Annotated in this window: 19 protein-coding genes and 1 rRNA gene; 3 read left to right on the forward strand and 17 right to left on the reverse strand. The window is 73.9% G+C overall.

The genetic code is table 11. The features are described 5' to 3' along the window. The 15 genes from V2J52_RS15415 to V2J52_RS15485 all read right to left on the reverse strand — a co-directional run. A 16S ribosomal RNA gene (locus V2J52_RS15415) occupies positions 1–65 on the reverse strand; the annotation flags it as partial. Positions 66–819: 754 nt separating this feature from the next. After that, positions 820–2,088 carry a tyrosine--tRNA ligase gene (gene tyrS / locus V2J52_RS15420; RefSeq protein WP_331228620.1) on the reverse strand — a complete coding sequence of 423 codons (1,269 nt, stop codon included), beginning with the start codon at positions 2,086–2,088 and terminating at the stop codon, positions 820–822. A 154-nt stretch (positions 2,089–2,242) separates the two neighbouring features. Further along, a complete protein-coding gene (locus tag V2J52_RS15425; protein WP_331228621.1) occupies positions 2,243–2,848 on the reverse strand; it encodes a DNA-3-methyladenine glycosylase in 606 nt (201 codons plus the stop codon). A gap of 249 nt (positions 2,849–3,097) precedes the next feature. Then, positions 3,098–4,558 carry an argininosuccinate lyase gene (argH, locus tag V2J52_RS15430; RefSeq protein ID WP_331228622.1) on the reverse strand — a complete coding sequence of 487 codons (1,461 nt, stop codon included), beginning with the start codon at positions 4,556–4,558 and terminating at the stop codon, positions 3,098–3,100. Further along, on the reverse strand, positions 4,551–5,858 hold the full coding sequence (locus tag V2J52_RS15435; RefSeq protein WP_331228623.1) for an argininosuccinate synthase: 1,308 nt from the start codon (positions 5,856–5,858) through the stop codon (positions 4,551–4,553). The genes argH and V2J52_RS15435 overlap by 8 nt, the downstream gene beginning before the upstream one ends. Then, positions 5,855–6,442, reverse strand: coding sequence for an arginine repressor (locus tag V2J52_RS15440; RefSeq protein WP_331228624.1), 588 nt, complete (start codon positions 6,440–6,442; stop codon positions 5,855–5,857). The genes V2J52_RS15435 and V2J52_RS15440 overlap by 4 nt, the downstream gene beginning before the upstream one ends. Further along, positions 6,439–7,383 carry an ornithine carbamoyltransferase gene (argF, locus tag V2J52_RS15445; RefSeq protein ID WP_331228625.1) on the reverse strand — a complete coding sequence of 315 codons (945 nt, stop codon included), beginning with the start codon at positions 7,381–7,383 and terminating at the stop codon, positions 6,439–6,441. The genes V2J52_RS15440 and argF overlap by 4 nt, the downstream gene beginning before the upstream one ends. After that, entirely contained in the window at positions 7,380–8,642 is a 1,263-nt protein-coding gene (locus tag V2J52_RS15450) for an acetylornithine transaminase (protein ID WP_434056437.1), read from the reverse strand. The genes argF and V2J52_RS15450 overlap by 4 nt, the downstream gene beginning before the upstream one ends. After that, positions 8,639–9,613 (reverse strand): acetylglutamate kinase, encoded by a 975-nt coding sequence (argB, locus tag V2J52_RS15455; RefSeq protein ID WP_331228626.1) that lies wholly within the window; start codon positions 9,611–9,613, stop codon positions 8,639–8,641. Before argB ends, V2J52_RS15450 begins: the two co-directional genes overlap by 4 nt. After that, a complete protein-coding gene (gene argJ / locus V2J52_RS15460) occupies positions 9,610–10,821 on the reverse strand; it encodes a bifunctional glutamate N-acetyltransferase/amino-acid acetyltransferase ArgJ (protein WP_331228627.1) in 1,212 nt (403 codons plus the stop codon). The genes argB and argJ overlap by 4 nt, the downstream gene beginning before the upstream one ends. Then, positions 10,818–11,891 (reverse strand): N-acetyl-gamma-glutamyl-phosphate reductase, encoded by a 1,074-nt coding sequence (gene argC / locus V2J52_RS15465; protein ID WP_491062194.1) that lies wholly within the window; start codon positions 11,889–11,891, stop codon positions 10,818–10,820. The genes argJ and argC overlap by 4 nt, the downstream gene beginning before the upstream one ends. A gap of 78 nt (positions 11,892–11,969) precedes the next feature. Continuing rightward, positions 11,970–12,461: a flavodoxin domain-containing protein gene (locus V2J52_RS15470; RefSeq protein WP_331228628.1), complete on the reverse strand. Its 492-nt coding sequence runs from the start codon at positions 12,459–12,461 to the stop codon at positions 11,970–11,972. A 76-nt stretch (positions 12,462–12,537) separates the two neighbouring features. Then, entirely contained in the window at positions 12,538–13,182 is a 645-nt protein-coding gene (locus tag V2J52_RS15475) for a response regulator transcription factor (RefSeq protein ID WP_331228629.1), read from the reverse strand. A 9-nt stretch (positions 13,183–13,191) separates the two neighbouring features. Further along, positions 13,192–14,472, reverse strand: coding sequence for a sensor histidine kinase (locus V2J52_RS15480; protein ID WP_331228630.1), 1,281 nt, complete (start codon positions 14,470–14,472; stop codon positions 13,192–13,194). A gap of 1 nt (position 14,473) precedes the next feature. After that, the gene (locus V2J52_RS15485; protein WP_434056438.1) at positions 14,474–16,141 is read right to left on the reverse strand and encodes an acyltransferase family protein; all 1,668 of its coding nucleotides are present in this window, start codon (positions 16,139–16,141) and stop codon (positions 14,474–14,476) included. Between V2J52_RS15485 and V2J52_RS15490 the strand changes: the two genes are divergently transcribed. From V2J52_RS15490 to V2J52_RS15500, 3 genes are all read left to right on the forward strand, one after another. Then, the gene (locus tag V2J52_RS15490; RefSeq protein ID WP_331228632.1) at positions 16,068–16,583 is read left to right on the forward strand and encodes a hypothetical protein; all 516 of its coding nucleotides are present in this window, start codon (positions 16,068–16,070) and stop codon (positions 16,581–16,583) included. The genes V2J52_RS15485 and V2J52_RS15490 overlap by 74 nt on opposite strands. Positions 16,584–16,720: 137 nt before the next feature. Continuing rightward, a complete protein-coding gene (locus V2J52_RS15495) occupies positions 16,721–17,755 on the forward strand; it encodes a DNA polymerase III subunit beta family protein (protein ID WP_331228633.1) in 1,035 nt (344 codons plus the stop codon). Further along, positions 17,752–19,083, forward strand: coding sequence for an MFS transporter (locus V2J52_RS15500; protein ID WP_331228634.1), 1,332 nt, complete (start codon positions 17,752–17,754; stop codon positions 19,081–19,083). The genes V2J52_RS15495 and V2J52_RS15500 overlap by 4 nt, the downstream gene beginning before the upstream one ends. A gap of 105 nt (positions 19,084–19,188) precedes the next feature. Here the strand turns inward: V2J52_RS15500 and V2J52_RS15505 are convergent, their stop codons facing one another. Together V2J52_RS15505 and pheT are read right to left on the reverse strand one after the other, a co-directional pair. After that, entirely contained in the window at positions 19,189–20,103 is a 915-nt protein-coding gene (locus V2J52_RS15505) for an SDR family oxidoreductase (protein WP_331228635.1), read from the reverse strand. Further along, on the reverse strand, positions 20,096–22,678 hold the full coding sequence (gene pheT, locus V2J52_RS15510; protein ID WP_331228636.1) for a phenylalanine--tRNA ligase subunit beta: 2,583 nt from the start codon (positions 22,676–22,678) through the stop codon (positions 20,096–20,098). Before pheT ends, V2J52_RS15505 begins: the two co-directional genes overlap by 8 nt.

A 22,678-nucleotide genomic window follows, 5' to 3' on the forward strand; every position in this document is an offset into this window, starting at 1 on the left:
TCGACTTGCATGTGTTAAGCACGCCGCCAGCGTTCGTCCTGAGCCAGGATCAAACTCTCCGTAGAAAAACTTAGCCACCCACACCCCGAAAGGCACAGGTAACAACCATACGAAGACAACCCACAACCCCGAAGAGCCATGAGCCAATCCAGGCAACACCCACCCATAACAGGCAGATGATAACCAAAACAAAACAATAGATCCTAAACACCACCAAACCACCCACCAAGACTGGCAGGAAGCTCAATGACACCCAGAATCATATGGCATCAAAAAACTTGGCACACTGTTGAGTTCTCAAGAAACAGACACACACCGTCCGAACCGACCTATCAAGACCAGATCCGGACCGGGGCAACCTCTTAACCTTACCTGAGCGATCCGCCTTGTGCAACTCCGGGGAGCTGCACCTGGCTGGCTGCTCAGGCCCCCGCCACGAGCGCATGACGCTGTCATGCTCTCTGCTTTGGGGTGTCGCTCCTGGTGCCGGCCTTCGTGCTGTCCTAGCCACGTTGTCCGCGTCCTCCTGGGCAACGAGGTGAAACATTACGGGGGTCCGGCGGCTTCGTCAAACCGCCCCGGGCCCTCCCCTCAACTGCCTAGATTGACCTTCTGACCTGCAGCTTTAGAGGCTCTGACCGGCACGAGGCGCGGTCTGCGGCACGATTCGGGCCTTGAGACGTCGTTCACACGGCGCGGCGCGCGGCCGGCTGCCCGTGCTGGGTTACGCGCGTATGAGGAGCGAGAACGCCGGCTGTGCCCCGGCCCGGGAGGGGCACGTGGAGCACAGCCGGCGTCAGTCCGCGGCGGCGGGTCGGTTCAGGAGGGGTCGACCTCGGCGACGGCGAGCACCCGCTTGCCGCGCCGCAGGAGCACCCACTGCCCGGCGAGCACGTCGTCGGCGGCGACGACGTATTCCTCGTCGGTGACCTTGATGTTGTTGAGGTACGCCCCGCCCTCGCCGATCGTCCGCCGGGCCGCGCCCCTGCCGGCTGACAGCCCGCTGTCGACCAGCAGGTCAACGATGGTCGTCGTCCCCACCTGCAGCGGTGCCCGCGGCAGCTCGGCGACGGCGTGGCGCAGGGTGTCGGCGTCGAGGTCACCCAGCTCGCCGCGCCCGAAGAGTGCGCGAGAGGCCCGCTCGACACGGTCGGTCGCTTCGGCGCCGTGCACCAGGGTGGTGACGTCCTGGGCGAGGGTGCGCTGCGCCTCCCGTGCGAACGGCCGCTCGGCGACAGCCTGCTCGAGCTCGGCGATCTCCTCGCGGGTACGGAAGGTGAACACCTTGAGGTACCGCACCGCATCGGCGTCGTCGGTGTTGAGCCAGAACTGGTAGAACGCGTACGGGCTCATCATGTCCGGCGCCAGCCAGACCGCGCCGCCCTCGGTCTTGCCGAACTTGGTGCCGTCGGCCTTGGTGATGAGCGGCGTGGTGAGCGCGTGCACCGTGCGCCCCTCGGACTTGCGCACGAGCTCGACGCCGGAGAGCAGGTTGCCCCACTGGTCGTTGCCGCCGGTCTGCAGCGAGCAGTCGTAGCGGCGGGCGAGCTCGAGGAAGTCCATGCCCTGGAGGATCTGGTAGCTGAACTCGGTGAACGAGATGCCCTCGTCGCTGTTCAGCCGGCGAGCCACGGTGTCCTTGGCGAGCATGGTGCCGAGCCGGTAGTGCTTGCCGACCTCACGCAGGAAGTCGAGCGTCGACAGCTCCGCCGTCCACTCGAGGTTGTTCACCATCCGAGCCGGGTTCTCGCCCTCGAAGTCGAGGAAGCGCGAGATCTGGTCGTGCAACCGGTCGGTCCAGCCGACGACGACCTCGCGGTCGTTGAGGGTCCGCTCCCCGGACATCCGGGGATCACCGATAAGCCCGGTCGCACCGCCGACGAGTGCGATCGCTCGGTGGCCGGCGAGCTGCAGATGACGCAGCAGCACCAGCTGGACGAGGTGGCCGTGGTGCAGGCTCGGCGCCGTCGGGTCGAAGCCGCAGTAGTACGTGACCGGCCCGGCGGCGAGTGCGTCGCGGATCGCGTCGCGGTCGGTGGACTGGGCGATGAGCCCTCGCCACTCCAGCTCGTCCAGGATGTCGTTCACGTCAGTTGCCTTCCCTCGCTCGTCCGTGATCGGTGCTGCAGTGCAGCGGGGTCAGTCTGCCCTGATCGACCGCCCGGCGGCATATCCGTCCGTGCCAGTCCCGCCCGACGGCGATTGGCTGGCCGCACGCAGCGGCGGCGGCGCCGACCACGACTTAGCGCTTGCGACGCTGGGCGGGGCGGAACTGGGAGACGGTGGGCTCGTCGGGCAGCCAGAAGCGCCACGGGAACACCTGGCCGTCACCACCGGCGCCGGCGACGCCCACCCGGGGACCGGTTCGGACCTGCGTTGCCGCCACCGGCGGCGGGGTCAGCGACACCCGCCCGTCGGGGGCGAGGACGAGGTCGTTGTCTTTACCGTCGAGGCCGAGCGCCTGGGCCATCCGCGCCGGACCGCGGGCGAGGTCGACGTCGCGCTTGGCGGCCACGCGGCGCGACCGCGCCAGCTCGATCCCCTCGATGACCTCGCCGCCGCGCAGCAGCACCGCGCTCGCCCGGCCCTCGGGGCCGCACACGACGTTGCAGCACCAGTGCATGCCGTAGGTGAAGTAGACGTACAACCGTCCCGCGGCGTGGAACATCGCCTCGGTCCGCGGGGTACGGCCGCGGAAAGCGTGGGAGCCGGGGTCACGGCCGCCCTCGTAGGCCTCGACCTCGGTGAGTCGCACGCTCACCGCCCCTTCGGGGCCGCGGACCGTCAGCCGGCCGCCGAGCAGCAACGGGGCGACCTCGAGGGCATCGCGGGAGTAGTCGACGCTCATCTCGCGGCCGCACCGTCCGCGCGAACGATCGCGCTCCCGCGGACAATCCCGCTCTCGGCGACAACCCTGCTCTCGGCGACAACCCTGCTCTCGCAGACAATCCCGCTCTCACGCACTATCCCGCGACCGCGGACAATCCTGCTCTCGGCGACAATCCTGCTCTCGCGGACAATCCTGCTCTCGGGGAGGATCCTGCTCTCGCGGAGGAGTGGCGAGGTTTGCGGGGGCGGGGTGGCGTGGGAGGGCATGTCAGGCGCTGGCCCCGGCAGTCCAGGCGCGCAGGCCGGCGGCAGCCGACGCGGCGGCCTCGAGCTGCTCGGCGACCCGGACCGGTGCGGTGCCGCCGCGGCCGTCGCGGGAAGCGATCGAGCCCTCGACGGTCAGCACGGTGCGCACCGCGGGTGTCAGGTGCGGCGAGATGCCGGCGAGCTCGTCGTCGGTGAGGTCCCACAGCTCCTTGCCGGCGGCCTCGCAGACCTGCACGCAGGAGCCGGCGATCTCGTGGGCATCGCGGAACGCCACGCCTTCACGCACCAGCCACTCAGCGATGTCGGTCGCCAGCGAGAAGCCCTGCGGCGCCAGCTCGGCCATCCGCTCGGTGTCGAAGCCGAGCGTGGCGACCATCCCGGACACCGCCGGCAGCAGCACCGCGAGGGTGTCGACGCCGTCGAACACCGGCTCCTTGTCCTCCTGCAGGTCGCGGTTGTACGCCAGCGGCAGGCCCTTGAGGGTGGCGAGCAGCCCGGTGAGGTTGCCGATGAGCCGGCCGGACTTGCCGCGCGCCAGCTCGGCGACGTCGGGGTTCTTCTTCTGCGGCATGATCGACGACCCGGTGGAGAACGAGTCATGGAGCCGGACGAAGCCGAACTCCTTCGTCGCCCAGATGATGACCTCCTCGCTCAGCCGCGACAGGTCCACCCCCACCATGGCGACGACGAACGCGAACTCGGCGACGACGTCGCGCGCGGCGGTGCCGTCGATGGAGTTCTCCACCGAGTCGGTGAACCCGAGGTCCGCCGCGACGGCACGCGGGTCGAGGCCGAGCGAGGACCCGGCCAGCGCGCCGGAACCGTAGGGCGAAACTCCGGCCCGCCGGTCCCAGTCGCGCCACCGCTCGACGTCGCGCAGCAGCGGCCACGCGTGGGCGAGCAGGTGGTGGGCGAGCAGCACCGGCTGCGCGTGCTGCAGGTGGGTGCGGCCCGGCATCACGGCGTCGCCGTGCTCGCGGGCCTGGCCGACGAGCGAGTCGACGACGTCGAGGACCCCGCCGGCAAGCTCGCGCGCCTGCTCGCGCAGGTAGGCGCGCACCAGCGTGGCGATCTGGTCGTTGCGGGAACGCCCGGCGCGCAGCTTCCCTCCCAAGGAAGCCCCGGCACGCTCGATGAGGCCGCGCTCCAGCGCGGTGTGGACGTCCTCGTCATCGGGCTGCGGGGCGAACGCGCCGGAGACGACGTCGGCCTCGAGCCGGTCGAGGGCGTCGATCATGCCGCTGAGCTCGGCGTCGTCGAGCAGCCCCGCCGCCGCCAACGCCCGGGCGTGCGCCCGGGAGCCGGCGATGTCGTGGCGGGCCAGCCGCCAGTCGAAGTGGGTCGAGCGGGACAGCTCGGCGAGCGCGTCGGCGGGGCCGCCGGCGAACCGGCCGCCCCACAGGCTCAGCCGCGATCCGCCGCCGGCGGCCCCATCGGCCCGCCCGCCGTCGTGCTCACTCATTCCCGGCGCCCTCGAGCTCCCCGGCGCCGAGGTCCTCGCCGTTGCCGAAGGCGACGTCGCGGGCTGCCGACAGCTTGGCGGTCATCCCGAAGATCTCGATGAAGCCCTTGGCGTTGGACTGGTCGAAGGTGTCGCCCGCGTCGTAGGTGGCGAGGTTGAAGTCGTACAGGCTGGTGTCGCTGCGGCGGCCGGTGACGACGGCGCGCCCGCCGTGCATGTGCAGCCGGATGTCGCCGGACACGTAGCGCTGGGTGTCGTTGATGAACACGTCGAGCGAGTTCTTCAGCGGGGAGAACCACTGGCCGTCGTAGACCAGCTCGCCCCAGCGCTGCTCGACGGTCTTCTTGAACCGCGCCTGCTCGCGCTCGATGGTGACGTTCTCCAGCTCCTGGTGGGCGGTGATGAGCGCGATCGCGCCCGGCGCCTCGTACACCTCGCGGGACTTGATGCCCACGAGGCGGTCCTCGACGATGTCGATGCGGCCCACGCCCTGCGCGCCGGCGCGGCGGTTGAGCTCCTGGATCGCCTGCAGCGGGGTGACGGCGACGCCGTCGAGCGCCACCGGGATGCCCTGCTCGAAGGTGATGACGACCTCGTCCGGCACCGGCGGGAAGGCCGGGTCGTCGGTGTAGCTGTAGACGTCCTTCGTCGGCGCGTTCCAGATGTCCTCGAGGAAGCCGGTCTCGACGGCGCGGCCCCAGACGTTCTGGTCGACGGAGAACGGGTTGTTCTTGGTGGTCTCGATCGGCAGGTTGTGCTTCTCGGCGTACTCGATGGCGACGTCGCGGGTGAGCGCGAGGTCGCGGACCGGCGCGAGGCACTTGAGGTCCGGCGCCAGGGACGTGATGCCGACCTCGAAGCGGACCTGGTCGTTGCCCTTGCCGGTGCAGCCGTGGGCGACCGTGGTGGCGCCGAACTGGCGGGCGGCGCGCACGAGGTGCTTGACGATCACCGGGCGGGAGATCGCCGAGACCACCGGGTAGCGGTCCTGGTAGAGCGCGTTGGCCTTGAGCGCGGCCATGCAGTACTCGGTGGCGAACTCGTCGCGGGCGTCGGCGACGTAGGCGGCAACCGCGCCGCAGTCGAGCGCGCGCTGGCGGATGACCTCGAGGTCCTCCCCGCCCTGGCCGACGTCGACGGCGACGGCGATGACCTCCATGCCGGTCTGCTCCGCGATCCAGCCGATCGCCACCGAGGTGTCGAGCCCGCCGGAGTAGGCGAGGACGACGCGCTCCTTGGCGGGCGCGGACCCCTCGGACACGGGTACGGCGGTGGTGGCGGGCGTGGTCTGGTCGGTCATGCGGAGTCTCTTTCCTTGGCTGGTGCGGTGATCGGAATGGTGGTGAGCCCGTCCTCGCCGGGTGCGGCGGGCCGTGATCGTGGCGCGGCGAGGTCGAGCAGGAGGGTCGCGGTGGCCGTCGCGGAGCTCTCGTCGCGGGCGACGACGAGCACCGTGTCGTCCCCGGCGAGCGTACCCATGACTCCGGGCAGCACGGCGGCGTCGACCGCGGAGGCCAGCAGCTGCGCGGCGCCGGCCGGGGTACGGAGCACGACGAGCTGGCCGGAGGACTCGGTGGAGACGAGCAGCTCGCTGCACCAGCGCGCCAGCCGGGCGACCTGGCCGTCGTCCGGCGGGACGGGCGGGCCCATCGCGGCGGCCGCGCCCGCGCCGGGGATCGCGTAGACCTGGTCCCCGTCGGGCAGCGTGATCTTGCTGGCCCGCAGCTCGACGAGGTCGCGCGAGAGGGTCGCCTGGGTGACCTGGACGCCCTGCTCGGCGAGCTGGGCGCTGAGCTCGGACTGCGAGGCGATGCGGCGCTGGGTCAGCAGCCGCGCCACGAGGGCGTGGCGGGCCGCCTTGGTCACCGGGATGCCGGGCGTCACGGCTGCTGCCCGAGGAGGTGGACGAGGACGGCCTTCTGCACGTGGCGCCGGTTCTCCGCCTCGTCCCACACCACCGAGCGGGGGCCGTCGATGACCTCACCGGTCACCTCGGTGCCGCGGTAGGCGGGCAGGCAGTGGAGGAAGATCGCGTCGTCGCCGCGGGCCATGAGCTCCTCGGTGACCCGGTAGGGCACGAACGGTGCCTCGCGGTCGGCCGCCTCGCCCTCCTGGCCCATGGAGATCCACGTGTCGGTGGCCACCGCGGTGACGCCGTCGACCGCCTCGGCGGGGTCGCTCGTCACGGTGATCCGCGCGCCGGTCTCGGCGGCGATCCGGCCGGCCCACTCGACGATCTGCGGGTCGGGCAGGTAGCCCTCCGGCCCGGCGATGCGGACGTCCATGCCGGCGGTCGCGCCGCCGAGCAGGTAGGAGTGGGCCATGTTGTTCGCGCCGTCGCCGAGGTAGGCCAGCGAGCGGCCGGCGAGCGCCGGGCCCTGCGGGGCCAGCCCGCCGCGGTGCTCGGCGATGGTCTGCAGGTCGGCGAGGATCTGGCAGGGGTGGAGCAGGTCGGTCAGCGCGTTGACGACCGGCACCCGCGACACGGCGGCGGCGATCTCCAGGTTCTCCTGGGCGAAGGTCCGCCACACGATGGCCGCGACCTGCCGGTCGAGCACCCGCACGGTGTCGGCGATCGGCTCGCCGCGCCCGGCGTGGGTCGCTGCGGAGTCCAGCACGAGCGGGAAGCCGCCGAGCTCGTGGATGCCGACCGAGAACGACACCCGGGTGCGGGTCGACGCCTTGTCGAAGATGACCGCGACGGACTTGCCGTCCAGCGGCCGCGGCGCAGCGGTGCCGGCCTTGAGGCGCATCGCGAGGTCGAGGACGTCGCGCTGGGCCTGCGGGTCGAGGTCGTCGTCGGTGAGGAAGTGGGCGAGGGTCATGCGGTCTCCACCGAGTCGAGAATGCCGGGCAGGTCGGCGAGGAACTGGTCCGCCTGCTCCTGGCTGAGGACGTAGGGCGGCGCGAGCCGGATGGTCGACTCGGCTACCGCGTTGATGATGTAGCCGGCGTCGAGCGCCGCGGCGAGGACGTCCTTGGCCACCGGCCGGGTGAGCTCGACGGCGTCGAGCAGGCCCTCGCCGCGGGCGGCGGCGATGAGCGGGTGGCCCAGCGCGAGCGCGCCGTCGCGCAGCTGGGCGCCGCGGGCGGTGACGGCGTCGAGCAGCCCGTCGCGCTCGATGACGTGGATGGTCGCCAGCGCGGCGGCCGAGGCCACCGGGTTGCCACCGAAGGTGGTGCCGTGCTGGCCGGGGCCGAGCAGGGTCGCCGGGCCCTCGCCGACGGCGACGACGGCGCCGATCGGCATCCCGCCGGCAAGACCCTTGGCGAGCACGACGACGTCGGGTACCACGCCGCCGCCAATGTGGTCGTGGTGGTGGGCCATCCAGCGCCCGGTGCGGCCCATGCCGGTCTGCACCTCGTCGAGGATGAGCAGCGCGCCGTGCCTCGTCGTCAGCTCGCGGGCGGCGGCGAGGTAGCCGGGCGGCAGCGGCCGGACCCCGACCTCCCCCTGGATCGGCTCGAGGACGAGCGCGGCGACGTCGTCGCCCATCGCGGCCTCCAGCGCGGCGAGGTCACCGAACGGCAGGTGCTCGACCCCGCCGGGCAGCGGCTCGAACGGCTCGCGGTAGGCGTGCTTGTGGGTGAGCGCCAGCGCGCCCATGGTGCGGCCGTGGAACGCGCCCTCGAGGGCGAGGATCCGCGGCCGGCCGGTGCCGCCGTGGCGGCGGGCCAGCTTGAAGGCGGCCTCCATGCCCTCGGTGCCGGAGTTCGCGAAGAACACCCGCGAGCCCTCCGGCGCCCCGCCGACGACAGTGATCTCCAGCAGCCGCTCGGCGAGGTGGATCTGGGTCGGGGTGGCGAAGAAGTTCGAGACGTGGCCGAGCGTGCCGAGCTGCGCGGAGACCGCGGAGACCAGCGTCGGGTGGGCGTGGCCGAGGGAGTTGACCGCGATCCCGGCGAGCAGGTCGAGGTAGCGCTTGCCGTCGGCGTCCCACACCCAGGCGCCCTCGCCGCGCACGAGCACGCGCTGCGGCGGGCCGAAGGTGTTCATCAGGGCATGGCCGTAGCGCTCGGCCCACGCCGCGGCGCTGCCGTCACCGGCGATGAGGCCGGTTGCCTCGGGGGCGATGTCGGTCACGGTTCCTCCACGGGGGTCGGGGTGTCGGTGCTGCGGCGGGCCCAGTCGGGCAGCACGAGGGTGCCCACGCCCCGGTCGGTGAAGATCTCCAGCAGCATCGAGTGCGGCTGGCGGCCGTCGATGATGTGCGCCTGCGGCACGCCGCCGCGTACCGCCCGCAGGCAGGCCTCCATCTTGGGCACCATGCCGGACTCGAGGTCGGGCAGCATGCGGCTGAGGTCCGCGGCGGCGATCTCCCGGATGATCGAGGAGCGGTCCGGCCAGGCGGCGTAGAGGCCCTCGACGTCGGTGAGCACGACGAGCTTGCGCGCGCCGAGCGCCACCGCGAGCGCCGACGCAGCGGTGTCGGCGTTGACGTTGAGCACCTGGGTCGGGTCGGCGATGTCCGGCGCGATGGTGGAGACCACCGGGATCCGCCCGGCGGCGAGCAGGTCCTCGACGGCGCCGGGGTTGACCTCGACGACGTCGCCCACGAGCCCGACGTCCACCGCCTCGCCGTCGACCATCGCGACGCGGCGCTCGGCCCGGAACAGGCCGCCGTCCTCGCCGGACAGGCCGACGGCGTTGGACGTGCGCACGTTGAGCTGGGAGACGAGGTCGCGCTGCACCTGGCCGGTGAGCACCATCCGCACGACGTCCATCGTCTCGGGGGTGGTCACCCGCAGCCCGCCGCGGAACTCGGACTCGATCGCGAGGCGCTCGAGCATCGCGGAGATCTGCGGGCCGCCGCCGTGGACGACGATCGGCTGCATGCCGACCTGGTGGAGGAACTGCACGTCGGCGGCGAACGCCCGCTTGAGGCGGTCGTCGACCATCGCGTTGCCGCCGTACTTGATGACCACGCGGGTGCCGGCGAAGCGCTCGAGCCACGGCAGCGCGGCGATGAGCACCTCGGCTTTCTGGTCGGGGCGCAGCTCGTCGGCCAGCTCGAGGTCGAGGGGCGGCGACGACGGGGAGTGGATGTCGGTCATGTCGAGTAGGCGCTGTTCTCGTGGACGTAGTCGTGGGTGAGGTCGTTGGTCCACACCGTTGCCTCGGCGTCGCCCGCGTGGAGGTCGATGTCGATGTGGACCTCGCGGTGGGCGGCGAGGTCGACGCCGGCGGGGTCCTCGGCGGCCGCGCTCGCCCGGCACACCTGGACGCCGTTGATCGTCACGTCGAGCAGGGTCGGGTCGAAGGGGGCGACGTCCTCGGGAACGGTGCCCACCTGGGCGATGATCCGGCCCCAGTTCGGGTCGTTGCCGAAGAGCGCTGCCTTGACGAGGTTGGACCGGGTGACGGCCCGGGCCACGGCGACCGCGGCGTCCTCGCTGCTGGCACCGAGCACGCGCACCGCGACGTCGTGGCTGGCGCCCTCGGCGTCGGCGATGAGCGCGCGGGCGAGCCGGGCGCACACCTCGGTGACGGCGGCGGCGAAGGCGGCGGGGTCGGGGGTGACGCCGCTGGCCCCGGAGGCGAGGAGGGTGACGGTGTCCGAGGTGGACATCGCGCCGTCGGAGTCGATCCGGTCGAAGGTGGTGCGGGTCGCGGCCCGGAGCGCGGCGTCGGCCTGCGCGGCGTCGACGACGGCGTCGGTGGTGACCACGGCGAGCATGGTCGCCAGTGCGGGGGCGAGCATCCCGGCACCCTTGGCCATCCCACCGACCGTCCAGCTGCCGGACTCGTCGTGCACCGTGACGTGCGCCGTCTTGGGGACGGTGTCCGTCGTCATGATCGCGGTCGCGGCGTCGGGGCCGCCGTCGGTGGAGAGCGCATCGATCGCGGGGGCGATCCCGGCGAAGAGCGTCTCGTGCGCGAGCCGGACGCCGATGAGGCCGGTGGAGCAGACGACGACGTCACCGGCGGAGATGCCCAGCCCGGCGGCGACCATCTCGGCGGTGTGGTGGGAGTCGGCGAAGCCCTCGGGACCGGTGAAGACGTTCGCGCCGCCGGAGTTGAGCACGATGGCGCTGATGACGCCGTCGGCGACGACCTGGCGCGACCAGATCACCGGTGCGCCGACCACCCGGTTGGCGGTGAAGACGGCGGCGCCGGCCTGCAGCGGCCCGTCGTTGACGACGATGGCCAGGTCCGGCTTGCCGGAGGCCTTGAGGCCCGCGGTGATGCCCGAGGCCCGGAACCCGCCCGGCGCGGTGACGCCGGCGGAGGTGATGGTCTCGGAGACGCTGCTCTCGGTCACGGTGCGACTCCCACGGTGCTCAGGCCGCGCTGCTCGGGCAGTCCGAGCGCGAGGTTCATCGACTGGACGGCGGCGCCGGCGGTGCCCTTGACGAGGTTGTCGATCGCGCAGATCGCCACGACGCGGCCGGCGCGCTCGTCGACGGTCACCTGGACGTGCGCGCTGTTGGAGCCGAGCGTGGCGGCGGTGGTGGGCCACTGCCCCTCGGGAAGCAGGTGGAGGAAGGGCTCGTCGGCGCAGGCCTGCTGCCAGGCGGCACGCACCTGGTCCGCCGTCGCCCCGGGGGCGAGCGGCGCGGTGACGGTGGCGAGGATGCCGCGGGCCATCGGGACGAGGGTGGGCGTGAACGAGATCCGCACCGAGCCGGCCCCAGCGCGCTGCAGGTTCTGCTCGATCTCCGGGACGTGCCGGTGGCTGCCGCCGACGGCGTAAGGCACCGCGGTGCCCAGGCCCTCGCTGGCGAGCAGGTGGGGCTTGAGGGACTTCCCGGCGCCGGAGTATCCGTTGGCCAGCACCGCGACGATGTCGCCGGAGTCGACGACGCCGGCGCTGACGCCGGGCTGCATGGCGAGCGTGACGGCGGTGACGTTGCAGCCGGGGACGGCGATGGCGCGGGCGTCGCGCAGCAGCGCGCGCTGGGCCGCGGCGGGGCCGGTGGTCTCCCCGGCGTGGCGCAGCTCGGGCATGCCGTAGGGCCAGGCGCCGGCGAACTGCCCGCCGTAGAACGCGTCCCAGGCGGCGGCGTCGGTGAGCCGGTGGTCGGCGCCGAGGTCGAGGAGCAGCGGGGTGGGCCCGGGCAGCGCCTCGATGGCGGCGGTCACCTCGCCCGAGGCGCCGTGGGGCAGGCCGAGGACGACGACGTCGTGCTCGGCGAGCCGCGCCGCGTCGGTGGGCTCGAGCACCCGGCCGGCGAGCGGCACGAGGTGCGGCTGGTGCCGTCCGAGGAGGTCACCGGCGCTGGAGTGCGCGGTCAGCGCGCCGATCTCGACGTCGGGATGGTTGAGGAGCAGGCGCAGGACCTCGCCACCCGCATACCCACTCGCTCCGGCAACAGCCACAGATACAGTCACCCGTATAACTATACACACCGGTGGATGGTTGCCAAGTGGTGCGTCGCTCCGCTCGGCCGCTCAGTGACGTCCACCCGGCTACTCGGTGACGTCCGCCCGCAGCGCCGCGTCGATCCCGCCGGCCCACGAGCGCACGGCGTCCCAGTCGCGCAGGTCGCCCTTCGGAGCGCGGGTGAGGCGGACGACCGACCGCTCCCGCAGCCCGAGCACGGCCTCGTCGAGCCGTCCGGCGAACGCGGCGGCACCGACCGGCGCGATGTCGGCGACGAGGCTCGACTCGACGGTGGCCGGGTCGTCGGCCTCGATGCCGGCGAGCCCGACGGAGAACATCCACACCGGCAGCTGCGCCAGCTGCTCGGCGTGCTGCGAGGCGAACACCCGGGCGTCGGCCATCCACCGGCTCATGTAGACGGCGGAGCCGAGCACGACGGCCTGCGCGTCCCCGATGGTCGCCTCGGTGATCGGTTCGCGCCGGACGTCGTGGCCGCGCGAGCCGAGCTCGACGGCGATGGCGTCGGCGATCTCACCGGTGGACTCATGCTTCGTGGCTGCTACGACGAGGATGCGCATGCCTCTACTGTCCTGGGCCGGGCGGCGCTGCACGAGGGACCTTCGTCCGGCCCTACCTCTGCGCCGCTCGCCCGGCTCACCTACCGCGCTGCAGCCACTCCAGCACCGCGAGGACGCGACGGTGGTCGTCCTGCGACGGCGGGAGGTCGAGCTTGTCGAAGATCGCCGAGACGTGCTTCTCCACCGCCTTGAGGCTGACGACGAGCGCCCTGGCGACGGCACCGTTCGTCAGTCCCTCCGCCATCAGGCCGAGGACCTCGCGCTCCCGCGGCGTGAGTCGCTGGAGCGGTGTCGCGCGCCGGGCGGCGAACAGCTGGGAGACGACGGTCGGGTCGAGCACGGTGCCGCCGGCGACGACCCGCTCGAGCGCCTCGGACAGCTCGTCGAGCGCCGAGACCCGGTCCTTGAGCAGGTAGCCGACGCCCCCGCCGGTGGCGAGCAGGTCCCCGGCGTAGGACTCCTCGACGTACTGGGACAGCACCAGCACCGCCGTCCCGGGCAGCTCGGCGCGGACCGCGAGCGCCGCGCGCAGCCCCTCGTCGGTGAACGACGGCGGCATCCGGACGTCGACGACGGCGACGTCGGGCCGGTGCTCACGGACCGACGCGAGCAGCGCGTCCCCGTCCCCGACGGCGTCGACCACCTCGCAGCCGGCCTCGCCGAGCAGCAGCACGAGTCCTTCTCGCAGGAGCACCGAGTCCTCGGCCAGCACGACGCGCACGCCGTGACCCTACGGGATCAGCGCCCGCACCAGGGTGCCCCCGCCGTCGGGGCTGGTGACCTCCAGCCGGCCGTCGACGCCGGCGAGCCGGTCAGCGAGTCCGGCGAGCCCGTGGCCCTTGCCGACGTGGGCGCCACCGACGCCGTCGTCGTGCACGACCACCTGCAGCACGCCGTCGTCGAGGTCGATCCGGACTGTCACCCGGCCGGCGCCGGAGTGCTTGGCCGCGTTCGCCAGTGCCTCGGTGACGACGAAGTAGGCGGCCGTCTCCCGGGCTGGTGCGAGGCGCTGGTCTGGTTCGAGGTCGCCGACCACCTCGACCGGGATCGGGCACTGCCCGGCGGCCGAGACCACCGCGGCGCGCAGCCCTCGGTCGACGAGGATCGGCGGGGCGATGCCGCGGGAGAGGGTGCGCAGCTCGGCCAGGCTGCCCTGGACGTGGCCGATGCTGGCGGTCACCAGCTGCTCGGCGGCCTTCTGGTCGCCGGCGGCCAGGCGGCGCTGGGCGGTCTGCAGGTCCATCGAGATGCGGACCAGCCGCTGCTGCGGGCCGTCGTGCAGGTCGCGCTCGATCCGGCGCAGCGTCTCGGCCTCGGCTCCGACGACGGCGGCCCGGCTCTGCGTCAGCGCGTCGACCCGTTCCCGCAGGTGTGCGTCGCTTCGGGCGCCGAGTGTGATCCGGGCCCAGCCCGCGTGGAGCAGTACGAGGCCGCGCATCACCCACGGCAGCGCGAGCAGCATGAGGATGCCGACGATCATGTAGCCGACGGTCTCCAGCCACGGGTCGATCGACAGGAGGTAGGCCAGGCCCTGGTTACCTGCCGGCAGCGCCCACTCGAAGAGCGGGTAGAGCGCGGCGGCGACGCCGACCGACCACCAGGTGACGGTGAGGACGAAGGTGACCAGCGAGATCGGGAAGTTGAGCAGCTGGTGGAGCAGGTCGAGCCAGCCCTGGCCGTGCCTGAGCCGCGCCACCACCCACGGCACCCGGCCGCCGGGGCTGCGGAAGCGTGGCACGTCGGTCATCGGGTGCCCGACCGCCGCCAGCCGCCGCCGCTCGAGGTTCCCCAGGGCGTTGGCGGCCGCGAGGCCCACCGCGAGCACGGCGAAGCCGATGAGCAGGATGACGAGCAGGGGCGCCGACGTCGAGATCGTCGTGATCATGAGCACGAAGCCGACGATCGCCAGCGGCAGGCTCAGCAGGAGGTAGCCGCTGTCCTGGGCCGCGCGGCGGTAGCGGCCGGTCGGGCTGGCCGGGTGGCGGGAGCGGGTGTTGGCTGTGGTGGTCATGTCAGGCTCCGGTCCGTGCAGTGAGGGGCCCCAGCGGGGTGGTCGTGGGGGCGGTGGTCGACCGGCGGGGAAGCCATCGGTCGATGGTAGGGCGCCGCGGTGCCAGCACGACGAGCCCACCGGCGACGGCGAGGCTCGCCGCGACCGGGCCGAGCGGTCCGAGCGTGCCGAGCACCGCCGTCGGCGCGAATCCGCCGAGCGTCAGCCCGAGCATCCCGCCGCCGACGAGGACCGTCGCCAGGGCCAGCCGCCCAGGGCCCGCGGTGCTGGCCGGCGCCGGCCACCGCTCGGCCGGGCCGAACAGCCGCACCGCGGCGACGAGGACGACGCCGAGCACGCCGAGCCACAGCGGCAGACCGAGATACCACGCCGCGGAGAACGGCTCGGGCGTGGCCTGGCCGAGGCCGAGCAGCGCGGCACCACCGACGAGCACGAGCGCCGGGGTGTGCCAGACGTAGGCGGTCATGACGAGCCCGGACAGCCGGTCGACGACCCGCGCGACCCGGACGTCCGCGACCCACCGGAGCACGGCGGGACGCAGCGCGAACGCCACCCCGAGCTGGCCGGCCGCGAGCGCGAGCAGCACCGCCGTGGGCGGACCCATGTTGGAGATCGCGTCGCCCGGCATCCCGATCATGCTCGGCGGGTACGGGCCGAGCACCACCGCGCCGGCGACGACGGCGAACCCGCCCGCCGTCACCGCCAGTGCCCAGGTGCCGCGCAGCCACCACAGCCGGCCGGCGGCGTAGTGGACGCCGACCTGGTGGACGGCGCCCCACACGAGCAGGACGTTGACGTAGGCGAGTGCGACCGGCATCCCGAGCTCGAAGCGAGCAAGATCGACGACGACGGCGGCCAGCACCATCGCCACGACCTCTCCTCCCCGTGCCCGGGCCGCCAGCCGCACGAGCAGCGGCGCCAGCACCGTGATGAGGCTGTAGAGGGCGAGGAACCACAGCAGCGCCCCGACGAACCGCGCGGCGGTGTGCACCGGCTGCGCCGGCAGCCCGGCGGCGGTGAGCAGCGGCACGAGCGGCAGCCAGACGGCAGCGAGCACGAGGACCGGCACGGCGAGCCGGTACAGCCGGCGCCCCGCCCAGACGACCGCGCCAGTGCGTCGTCGTGCCCGGCTGATCCCGGCGGCTGCCCCGCCGGCGAAGAACACCAGCGGCATCACCTGGCTGAGCCACGTCACCGGCCACACCCAGTCGGTGGCGAACGCGTTGCCGGTCCGCAGCACGCCGTCGTCGAGGCTGAGCACCGGCATCAACCAGTGCTGGAGGATCACCAGCGCCATCGCGGCCAGCCGCAGGACGTCGATGAAGCGGTCGCGGCCGGCTGCTGCCGCTCCGGTGGCCGCCGGCGCGCTCGGCGCAGGGCGGGATGTCACGGCTGGAATGGTCATGTCACCAGCCTCCTGGGCCAGCCGCGCCGGGTCAGTGGTGGCTCCCGGTGTCCTCATGGTGGGGCGTGCCCTACCTCGCCCCGAGGGTGGGCGTCCGGCTCCCCGGGCCCCTGGGTGCGCGCCGCTCAGGTCGCGGCGACCCGCCGCCTCCAGTTGAGTGGGGGTCCCCCCGACGAACAGGAGTAGACCGATGGACACCTGGATCTGGATCGTCATCGGCGTCGTCGTACTGGCGATCGTCATCGCCGTCGTCGTCGCAGCCATGAGGAGTGGTCAGCGCAAGCGCGCCGAAGAGGAGGAAGCCCAGCGGCGGCGCGAGCGCGAGCGTCAGGAGAAGGACCGCGCCCACGCTGCCGACCTCCGCACCCACGCCGAGGACCAAGACCTGGCCGCCCGTGAGCGTGAAGCGGCCGCCATGCAGGCGCAGGCCGAGGCCGAGCGGGCCAAGGTGGACGCGGCGCGGCTGGAGCAGGAGGCCCGGCAGCGCACCTCGGCGGCCGACGACGCGCGCGGCCAGGTGGAGCGTGAGCGCGCCGACGCCGACGCCATCGACCCCGACCTCGACCCCGAGCGGCAGCAGGCTGCCGAGCCGCGGCCGGCGGACGAGGAGCAGCCCGTCGTGGACCGGCCGGACGACGACGTGACCCCCGGCCGGCACGCCGCCTCCGGCCCCGACGCCCCGCCGCCCGCCCCGCCGGTGCGGTGAGCCTCGCGGGAGGCTGAGCCCGGCGGTGCGCTGAGCCGGCCCGCAGCGACCCGTCGTCGCTGCGGGCCGGTCGGCCGCCGCCTTGACCCCGGCCACCGCCTTGACCCTCGACCTGGTTGAGGGACCAGGCTGTGGCCATGGACAACCTGCTGAGCATCGGCGAGGTGGCGCGCGGCAGCGGGCTGTCACTGAGCGCGCTGCGCTTCTACGACCGCGCCGGCCTGCTGCCGCCGTCGCACGTCGATGCCACCACCGGCTACCGCTGGTACTCCCCCGGCCAGCTCGATGCCGCCCGGCTGGTCGCCAGCCTGCGGCGGGTCGGGCTGCCAGTGGCGGAGATCAGCACGATCCTCGCGCACGACGACGCCGCGACGGCGAGCTCTGTGCTTGACGCCCATGTCCGGCGCCTCGAGGACGGGCTGGCCGCGGCGCGCGGCGCGATCGCCGCCGTGCAGCACCGCTGGCAGGCGAGCAGCACGCTGGCGGTGCCGGCCACCGACCTCGCCGCCGCGCTCGACCGGGTGCGCTACGCCGCCGGCGACGAGCACTCGCTGCCCGAGCTGCGGGCGGTCCTCCTCGAGTCCGACGGTGAGCGGCTGCGGCTGTGGGCGACCGACCGCTACCGGCTGGCGACCGAGACGCTGACGTTGGGCTCGCCGTCGTCCCCGGTGCGGCTGTCGCTGAGCACCGACGTCCTCGACGACCTGCGGCCACGGCTGACCGCCGGGACCTTGACGCTCCACCGGACCGGCGACGAGGTCGTGGTCGACCTCGACGGCCGGCGCCTGGGCACGACGACGGTCGGCCGGGACTTCCCCGACGTCACCCACGTGATCCGGCAGCCGGGCGGCCGGGGCGCCGTCGTCGACCACGTCGCCCTCGCGGGTCGGCTGCAGGACGCGCCCGCCGTCGAGCACTGGTTGCTGACCATCGCCGACGACGGCGCCGTCGAGCTCCTCGCGGCCACCGACCCGCTGGTCGCTGCGGCGGGCGAGGACGACGACACCACGCTGCTGCTGAGCGCGGAGTTCCTCCAGCAGGCGCTCGGCGCGACCGGCCCCGGCCAGCTGCGTCTCTCGGCCGACGGCCCGATTGCCCCGCTGGCCATCAGCCGGGCCGACGCCGGCGAGCCGTTCTCGGTCATCATGCCGATCCGTCCCGACGCCCGGTGAGCGCGCCCGGCGCCGCCTCAGCAACCGCCCGGCCGACGACGGCCGGCATCCCGGCGCGGTTCTGGTGGTGGCTCACCGGCGCCGGGCTGTCGATGTTCGGCGTCCAGCTGCTCGGCTTCGCGATGGCGTGGGTCGCCGCCGGGCAGAGCGCGACGCTGGCCGGGCTCGTCCTGGTGTCGGTCAACCTGCCGCGGACCCTGCTGCTGCTCGTCGGCGGCGCGGTCGCCGACCGGCGCGGCGCGTGGCGGGTGATGATCTACGGCGACGGCGCGATGGTGCTCGTCACCGGCGGCTTCGCACTGGCGACCTGGGCCTGGGGCCCGCGGCCGGCGCTGCTGGTCGGCGCCGCGCTCCTCATCGGCACCGTCGACGCCTTCTACCTGCCGGCCGCCGGGTCGATGCCGCGCCAGCTGCTGGCGCCCGAGCAGCTCACCCGCGACATGTCGGCCCGCCAGGTGACCGCGCAGCTCGGCGGGGTGCTCGGCGCGCCGCTCGGCGGGGTGGTGGTCACCGCCCTCGGCCTGGCGACGGCCGCCGCGCTCAACTCCGCCACCTTCGCCGTGATGCTCGTGCTGCTGCTGGTCATCCGTCCCCGCACCGGCGACGACGTCGAGCGGCCCTCGCCGGCGGGCCGCGTGCCGGCCGACGGGCCAGTCCCCGCCGCGGGTCGAGCGCCGGCCGCAGGCTGCGTGCCGGCCGACGGGCGAGCGACGGCCGGCAGCGGCGTGGTGGCCGCCGCCGTCGACGGGCTGCGGCTCGCGGTGGGCGACCGCCTGCTGCGGGCGGCCCTCGTGCTGCTCGCCGGCACGGCCGCGCTGCTGCTGCCCGTCGTGCCGCTGCTGCTGCCCGTGCTGGCGCGCCAGCACGGGTGGGACGCCACCGGGACCGGCGTCGTGGCGGGCACCGCCGGCGGCACGGTCGCGGCCGTCGCGGTGCTCGTCATGGTCCGCGGCGGGTTCCGGCTGCCAGGCGTGGCGGCCTGCGCGGGGCTGATGGTCAGCGCGGCCGGCACCGCGCTGCTAGCCGTTGGCGCCGCCGGCGGGCCGGTGGCCGTCCTCGCGGCGGTGCTCGTCGGCGCCGGGACCGGGCTGTTCAGCACTAACCTCGGGCCGCTCGTGCTGGGCTCGACGCCGCCGGCCTACCTGGCCCGGCTGCAGTCGGTGGTGACGCTGGCGCAGAGCCTGCCGCTCGTCATCGCCAACGGCGCGCTGGGCGCGGCCGCGGACGCCGTCGGCGCCGCTGCCGCGCTGCTCGGCTGCGCCGTCGGCCTCGTCGTGATCGCCGGGTGGGCGCTGCTGGCCACCCCGCTGCGCAGCGTGAGCCGGTAGCCGCGCTCCCGCTCAGGCCACCCCAGCCGGGTACTGACCTCATGGGCCAGGGGGTGACTCAGCACCTGGGTGGTGACCCGAGCGGAGGTGTGCGTTGCGGGCCGGTCAGGTGACCCGCAACCGGCGCGCCCCGCCGGGGCCGCCACCGACGATCTCCTCGCGCAGCGACGCCGGGGTGTCCGCGCCGGCCCGCACGTAGCAGCCGGAGAGTGCGTCGAGCTCGCCGCCCGCGAGCGCGAGGAGCAGGTCGACGACGTCCGCCGGGTCGGTCCACTCGGTGCGGCCCTCGTGGAGGCGCATCGAGGTGCTCATGTCGGTGCGGACCACGCCGGGCGCGAGCTCGAAGGCGCGCAGCCCGCGGTCGAAGCCCGCCTCGTGCAGCGCGCCGCCGATCCGCAGCAGCGCCGTCTTGGAGACGTTGTAGGCGGTGGCGACCGCGTTGTCGCGGGTACCGGCGCCGGAGTTCAGGTCGACGATGCGCCCGCCGCCGCGCGCGAGCATGCCCGGCACGACGGCGTGGCTCACGAGGAACGGACCTCGCACGTTGGTCTCCACGACCCGCCACCACTGCTCGGGGTCGGCCTCCCACAGCGGAACCTCGGCGTCGAGCAGACCGGCGTTGTTGACGAGCAGGTCGATCGAGCCGAGCTCGTCCTCCGCCCGGGCCACCGCGCCGCGCACGGCGGCGGCGTCGGTGACGTCGGCGGCCACCACCACCGCTCGGCGGCCGGCGGCGCGGACCGCGGCGGCCCCCTCGGCGAGGCGGGCCTCGTCCCGTGCCAGCAGCGCGACGTCCAGGCCAGCCTCGGCCAGCCCGACCGCGATGGCCCGTCCGATGCCCCGGGAGGCGCCGGTGACCAGCGCGGTGCGAGCGGGCGGCACCCCGTCGACAATCCCGCTCTCGGCGACAAGTCGGCTGTCGGCGACAAGTCGGCTGTCGGTGACAAGTCGGCTGTCGGTGACAATCCCGCTGTCGGCGACAAGTCGGCTCTCGGCGGGCGGGACCTCGGGGTCAGGCACGCAGCACGGCTCCGAAACGCTCGCCGGTGAGGGCGACGATCCGCTCGCGGACGGCGGCGGTCTCCTCGGCGGTCAGCGTGCGGTCGGCGGCGCGCAGCCGCAGCCCGAAGGCGAGCGACTTCTTGCCCTCGCCCAGCTGCTCACCGGTGTAGACGTCGAACAGCCGCACCTCCTCGCCGAGCTCCCCCGCCCCCTCACGGACCAGTGCGAGAACGTCGGCCGAGGGCACCGCGGCGTCGACGACGAGCGCGATGTCCTCCTTGCCCGGCGGGTAGGTGGACACCGGCTCGGGCTGCACCGGCTCGACCGGGGCAACCGCGAGCAGCGCGTCGAGGTCGATCTCGAAGGCGGACGCCCCGGCCGGCAGGCCCAGCGTCTGCGCCACCCGCGGGTGCAGCTGGCCGGCGTGGCCGATGACCTCGCCACCGGCGAGCACCGCGGCGCAGCGTCCGGGGTGCCACGGCGCCTGCTCGGCCGCGCGCACCTCGACCGTCGCCCCCACGGCGCCGGCGACGACCCGGACCGCCTCGACGGCGTCGGCCCAGTCGACCGGCCGGCCGGGGCCCCACACGCCGTCGGGCACCAGCTGGCCCGTGAGCACGCCGGCGACGTGGCGCGGCTGGGCCGGCACCGCAGCGCGCAGCGCGGCGATCTCGTCGTCGGAGGGGCGGCCGTCGATCCCCGGCGCGGCCGCGGTGACGATGCCGGCCGGGTGGGTGACGAGGCCGAGCTCGTAGACGTGGGTGTCGCTCAGCCCACGGCTGACGTTGCGCCGGGCGACGTCGAGCAGCGAGTCGAGGATCGAGGTGCGCAGCGCCGGGGCGTCGTCGGCCATCGGGTTGGCGAGGCGCAGCGTGTGGCGGCGCGCGTCGTCGCCCGGGATCTCGAGGCGGTCGTGGATGTCCCCGATGAACGGGTACGACAGCACTTCGATCAGGCCGTGGTCGGCCAGCGCGCGGGCGACGTCGCGGCGCTGCTGCTGGCCCCGGGTGAGCCCCCGGCCGGCGGGGGCGGTCGGCAGCACCGAGGGGATCTCGTCGTAGCCGGCGAGCCGGGCGACCTCCTCGACCAGGTGCGCGGAGCCGACGAGGTCCGGCCGCCAGGTCGGCGGCGTCACCGAGACGACGCCGTCGCCGGGCACGTCGGCGACGGTGGCACCGAGCTGCTCGAGCAGGCCGACGATCCGCTCCCGCGGGTGCTCGACGCCGGTGAGGCGCGCGACCTCGCCGAGCGGGAAGCGCAGCGGGGCGGGCGCCGTCGTCTCGTCGAGGTCGCTCACCGCCGGGTCCGCGGTGCCGCCGCCGTGCTCGACGAGCAGGTCGACGACGCGCTGGGCGGCGACGTCCTGGATGCGGGTGTCGACGCCGCGCTCGAAGCGCTTGGCCGCCTCGCTGGGCAGCTTGTGCCGGCGGGCGGTGCGGGCCACGGAGACCGGGTCGAAGTGCGCCGCCTCGATGAGCACGTCGGTGGTGCCCGGACTCACCTCGGTCGCGGCCCCGCCCATGACGCCGGCGAGGCCGAGGACGCGGGCGCCGCGGTCGCCGTCGGGCGAATCGGTGATGAGGAGGTCCTCGGGGTCGAGGGCGCGATCGGCGTCGTCAAGGGTGGTGAGCCGCTCCCCTGTCCGCGCGCGGCGCACGACGATCGGCGCGGCGACGAGGGCGAGGTCGTAGGCGTGCAGCGGCTGGCCGAGGTCGAGCATGACGTAGTTCGTCACGTCGACGGCGAGCGAGATCGGCCGCATGCCGGCCTGGCGGAGCCGCTCGGTGAGCCACGACGGCGAGGGCGCGGCCGGGTCGATGCCGCGCACGACGCGGGTGACGAAGCGGTCGCAGCCGACGTTGCCGTTGATCGGGGCGGCGTCGTCGACCTCGACGCCGAACCCGTCGGCGGTGGCGGCGGGCGGCGGGCCGGCCGGCAGGTTCGCGGGCAGCGCCGGGTCGGTGAAGGCCGCGCCGGTGGCGTGGGAGTACTCGCGGGCGACGCCGCGCATCGAGAAGCAGTAGCCGCGGTCGGGCGTCACGTTGATCTCGAGCACCTCGGTGCCGAGGCCGAGCAGCGCGACCGCGTCGGCGCCAGGCGCCGGGACCGGCTCGTCGAGGTAGTCGCCGAGCACGATGATGCCGTCGTGGTCGTCGCCCAGGCCGAGCTCGCTCACCGAGCAGATCATGCCGTCGGAGGTGTGGCCGTAGGTCTTGCGGGCGGCGATGTGGAAGTCGCCGGGAAGGGTGGTGCCGGGCAGCGCGACGACGACGTCGTCTCCGACGGCGAAGTTGTGCGCGCCGCAGACGATCCCGCGTGACGGGACGTCAGCGGGCTCCTTGCCGGTGCCGGGGGCGTCGTTGTGCTCCGGCCCGACGTCGACGCGGCAGTAGTTGATCGCCTTGCCGTTCTTGTGCTCCTCGGTCTCGATCGACAGCACCCGGCCGACGACGAGCGGTCCGGTGACCGCGGCGGGCACGATCTCCTCCTCCTCGAGGCCGACCCGGACGAGGTCGGCGGCGAGGTCGGCGGCGGTGGTGCCGGCGGGGACGGCGGCGTGCTCGGCGAGCCAGCTCAGCGGGACGTAAGGCAT

This window comes from Georgenia sunbinii (genome assembly GCF_036421875.1).
GTDB classification, from domain to species: Bacteria; Actinomycetota; Actinomycetes; order Actinomycetales; family Actinomycetaceae; genus Georgenia_B; species Georgenia_B sunbinii.

Excerpts from the sequence above, each read along its gene's own strand:
- V2J52_RS15425 (WP_331228621.1), bottom strand. The coding sequence starts at position 2,848 with ATGAGCGTCGACTACTCCCGCGATGCCCTCGAGGTCGCCCCGTTGCTG.
- argH (WP_331228622.1), bottom strand. The coding sequence starts at position 4,558 with ATGAGTGAGCACGACGGCGGGCGGGCCGATGGGGCCGCCGGCGGCGGA.
- V2J52_RS15435 (WP_331228623.1), bottom strand. The coding sequence starts at position 5,858 with ATGACCGACCAGACCACGCCCGCCACCACCGCCGTACCCGTGTCCGAG.
- argF (WP_331228625.1), bottom strand. The coding sequence starts at position 7,383 with ATGACCCTCGCCCACTTCCTCACCGACGACGACCTCGACCCGCAGGCC.
- argB (WP_331228626.1), bottom strand. The coding sequence starts at position 9,613 with ATGACCGACATCCACTCCCCGTCGTCGCCGCCCCTCGACCTCGAGCTG.
- V2J52_RS15470 (WP_331228628.1), bottom strand. The coding sequence starts at position 12,461 with ATGCGCATCCTCGTCGTAGCAGCCACGAAGCATGAGTCCACCGGTGAG.
- V2J52_RS15480 (WP_331228630.1), bottom strand. The coding sequence starts at position 14,472 with ATGACCACCACAGCCAACACCCGCTCCCGCCACCCGGCCAGCCCGACC.
- V2J52_RS15490 (WP_331228632.1), top strand. The coding sequence starts at position 16,068 with ATGGACACCTGGATCTGGATCGTCATCGGCGTCGTCGTACTGGCGATC.
- V2J52_RS15485 (WP_434056438.1), bottom strand. The coding sequence starts at position 16,141 with ATGGCTGCGACGACGACGGCGATGACGATCGCCAGTACGACGACGCCG.
- V2J52_RS15495 (WP_331228633.1), top strand. The coding sequence starts at position 16,721 with ATGGACAACCTGCTGAGCATCGGCGAGGTGGCGCGCGGCAGCGGGCTG.
- pheT (WP_331228636.1), bottom strand. The coding sequence starts at position 22,678 with ATGCCTTACGTCCCGCTGAGCTGGCTCGCCGAGCACGCCGCCGTCCCC.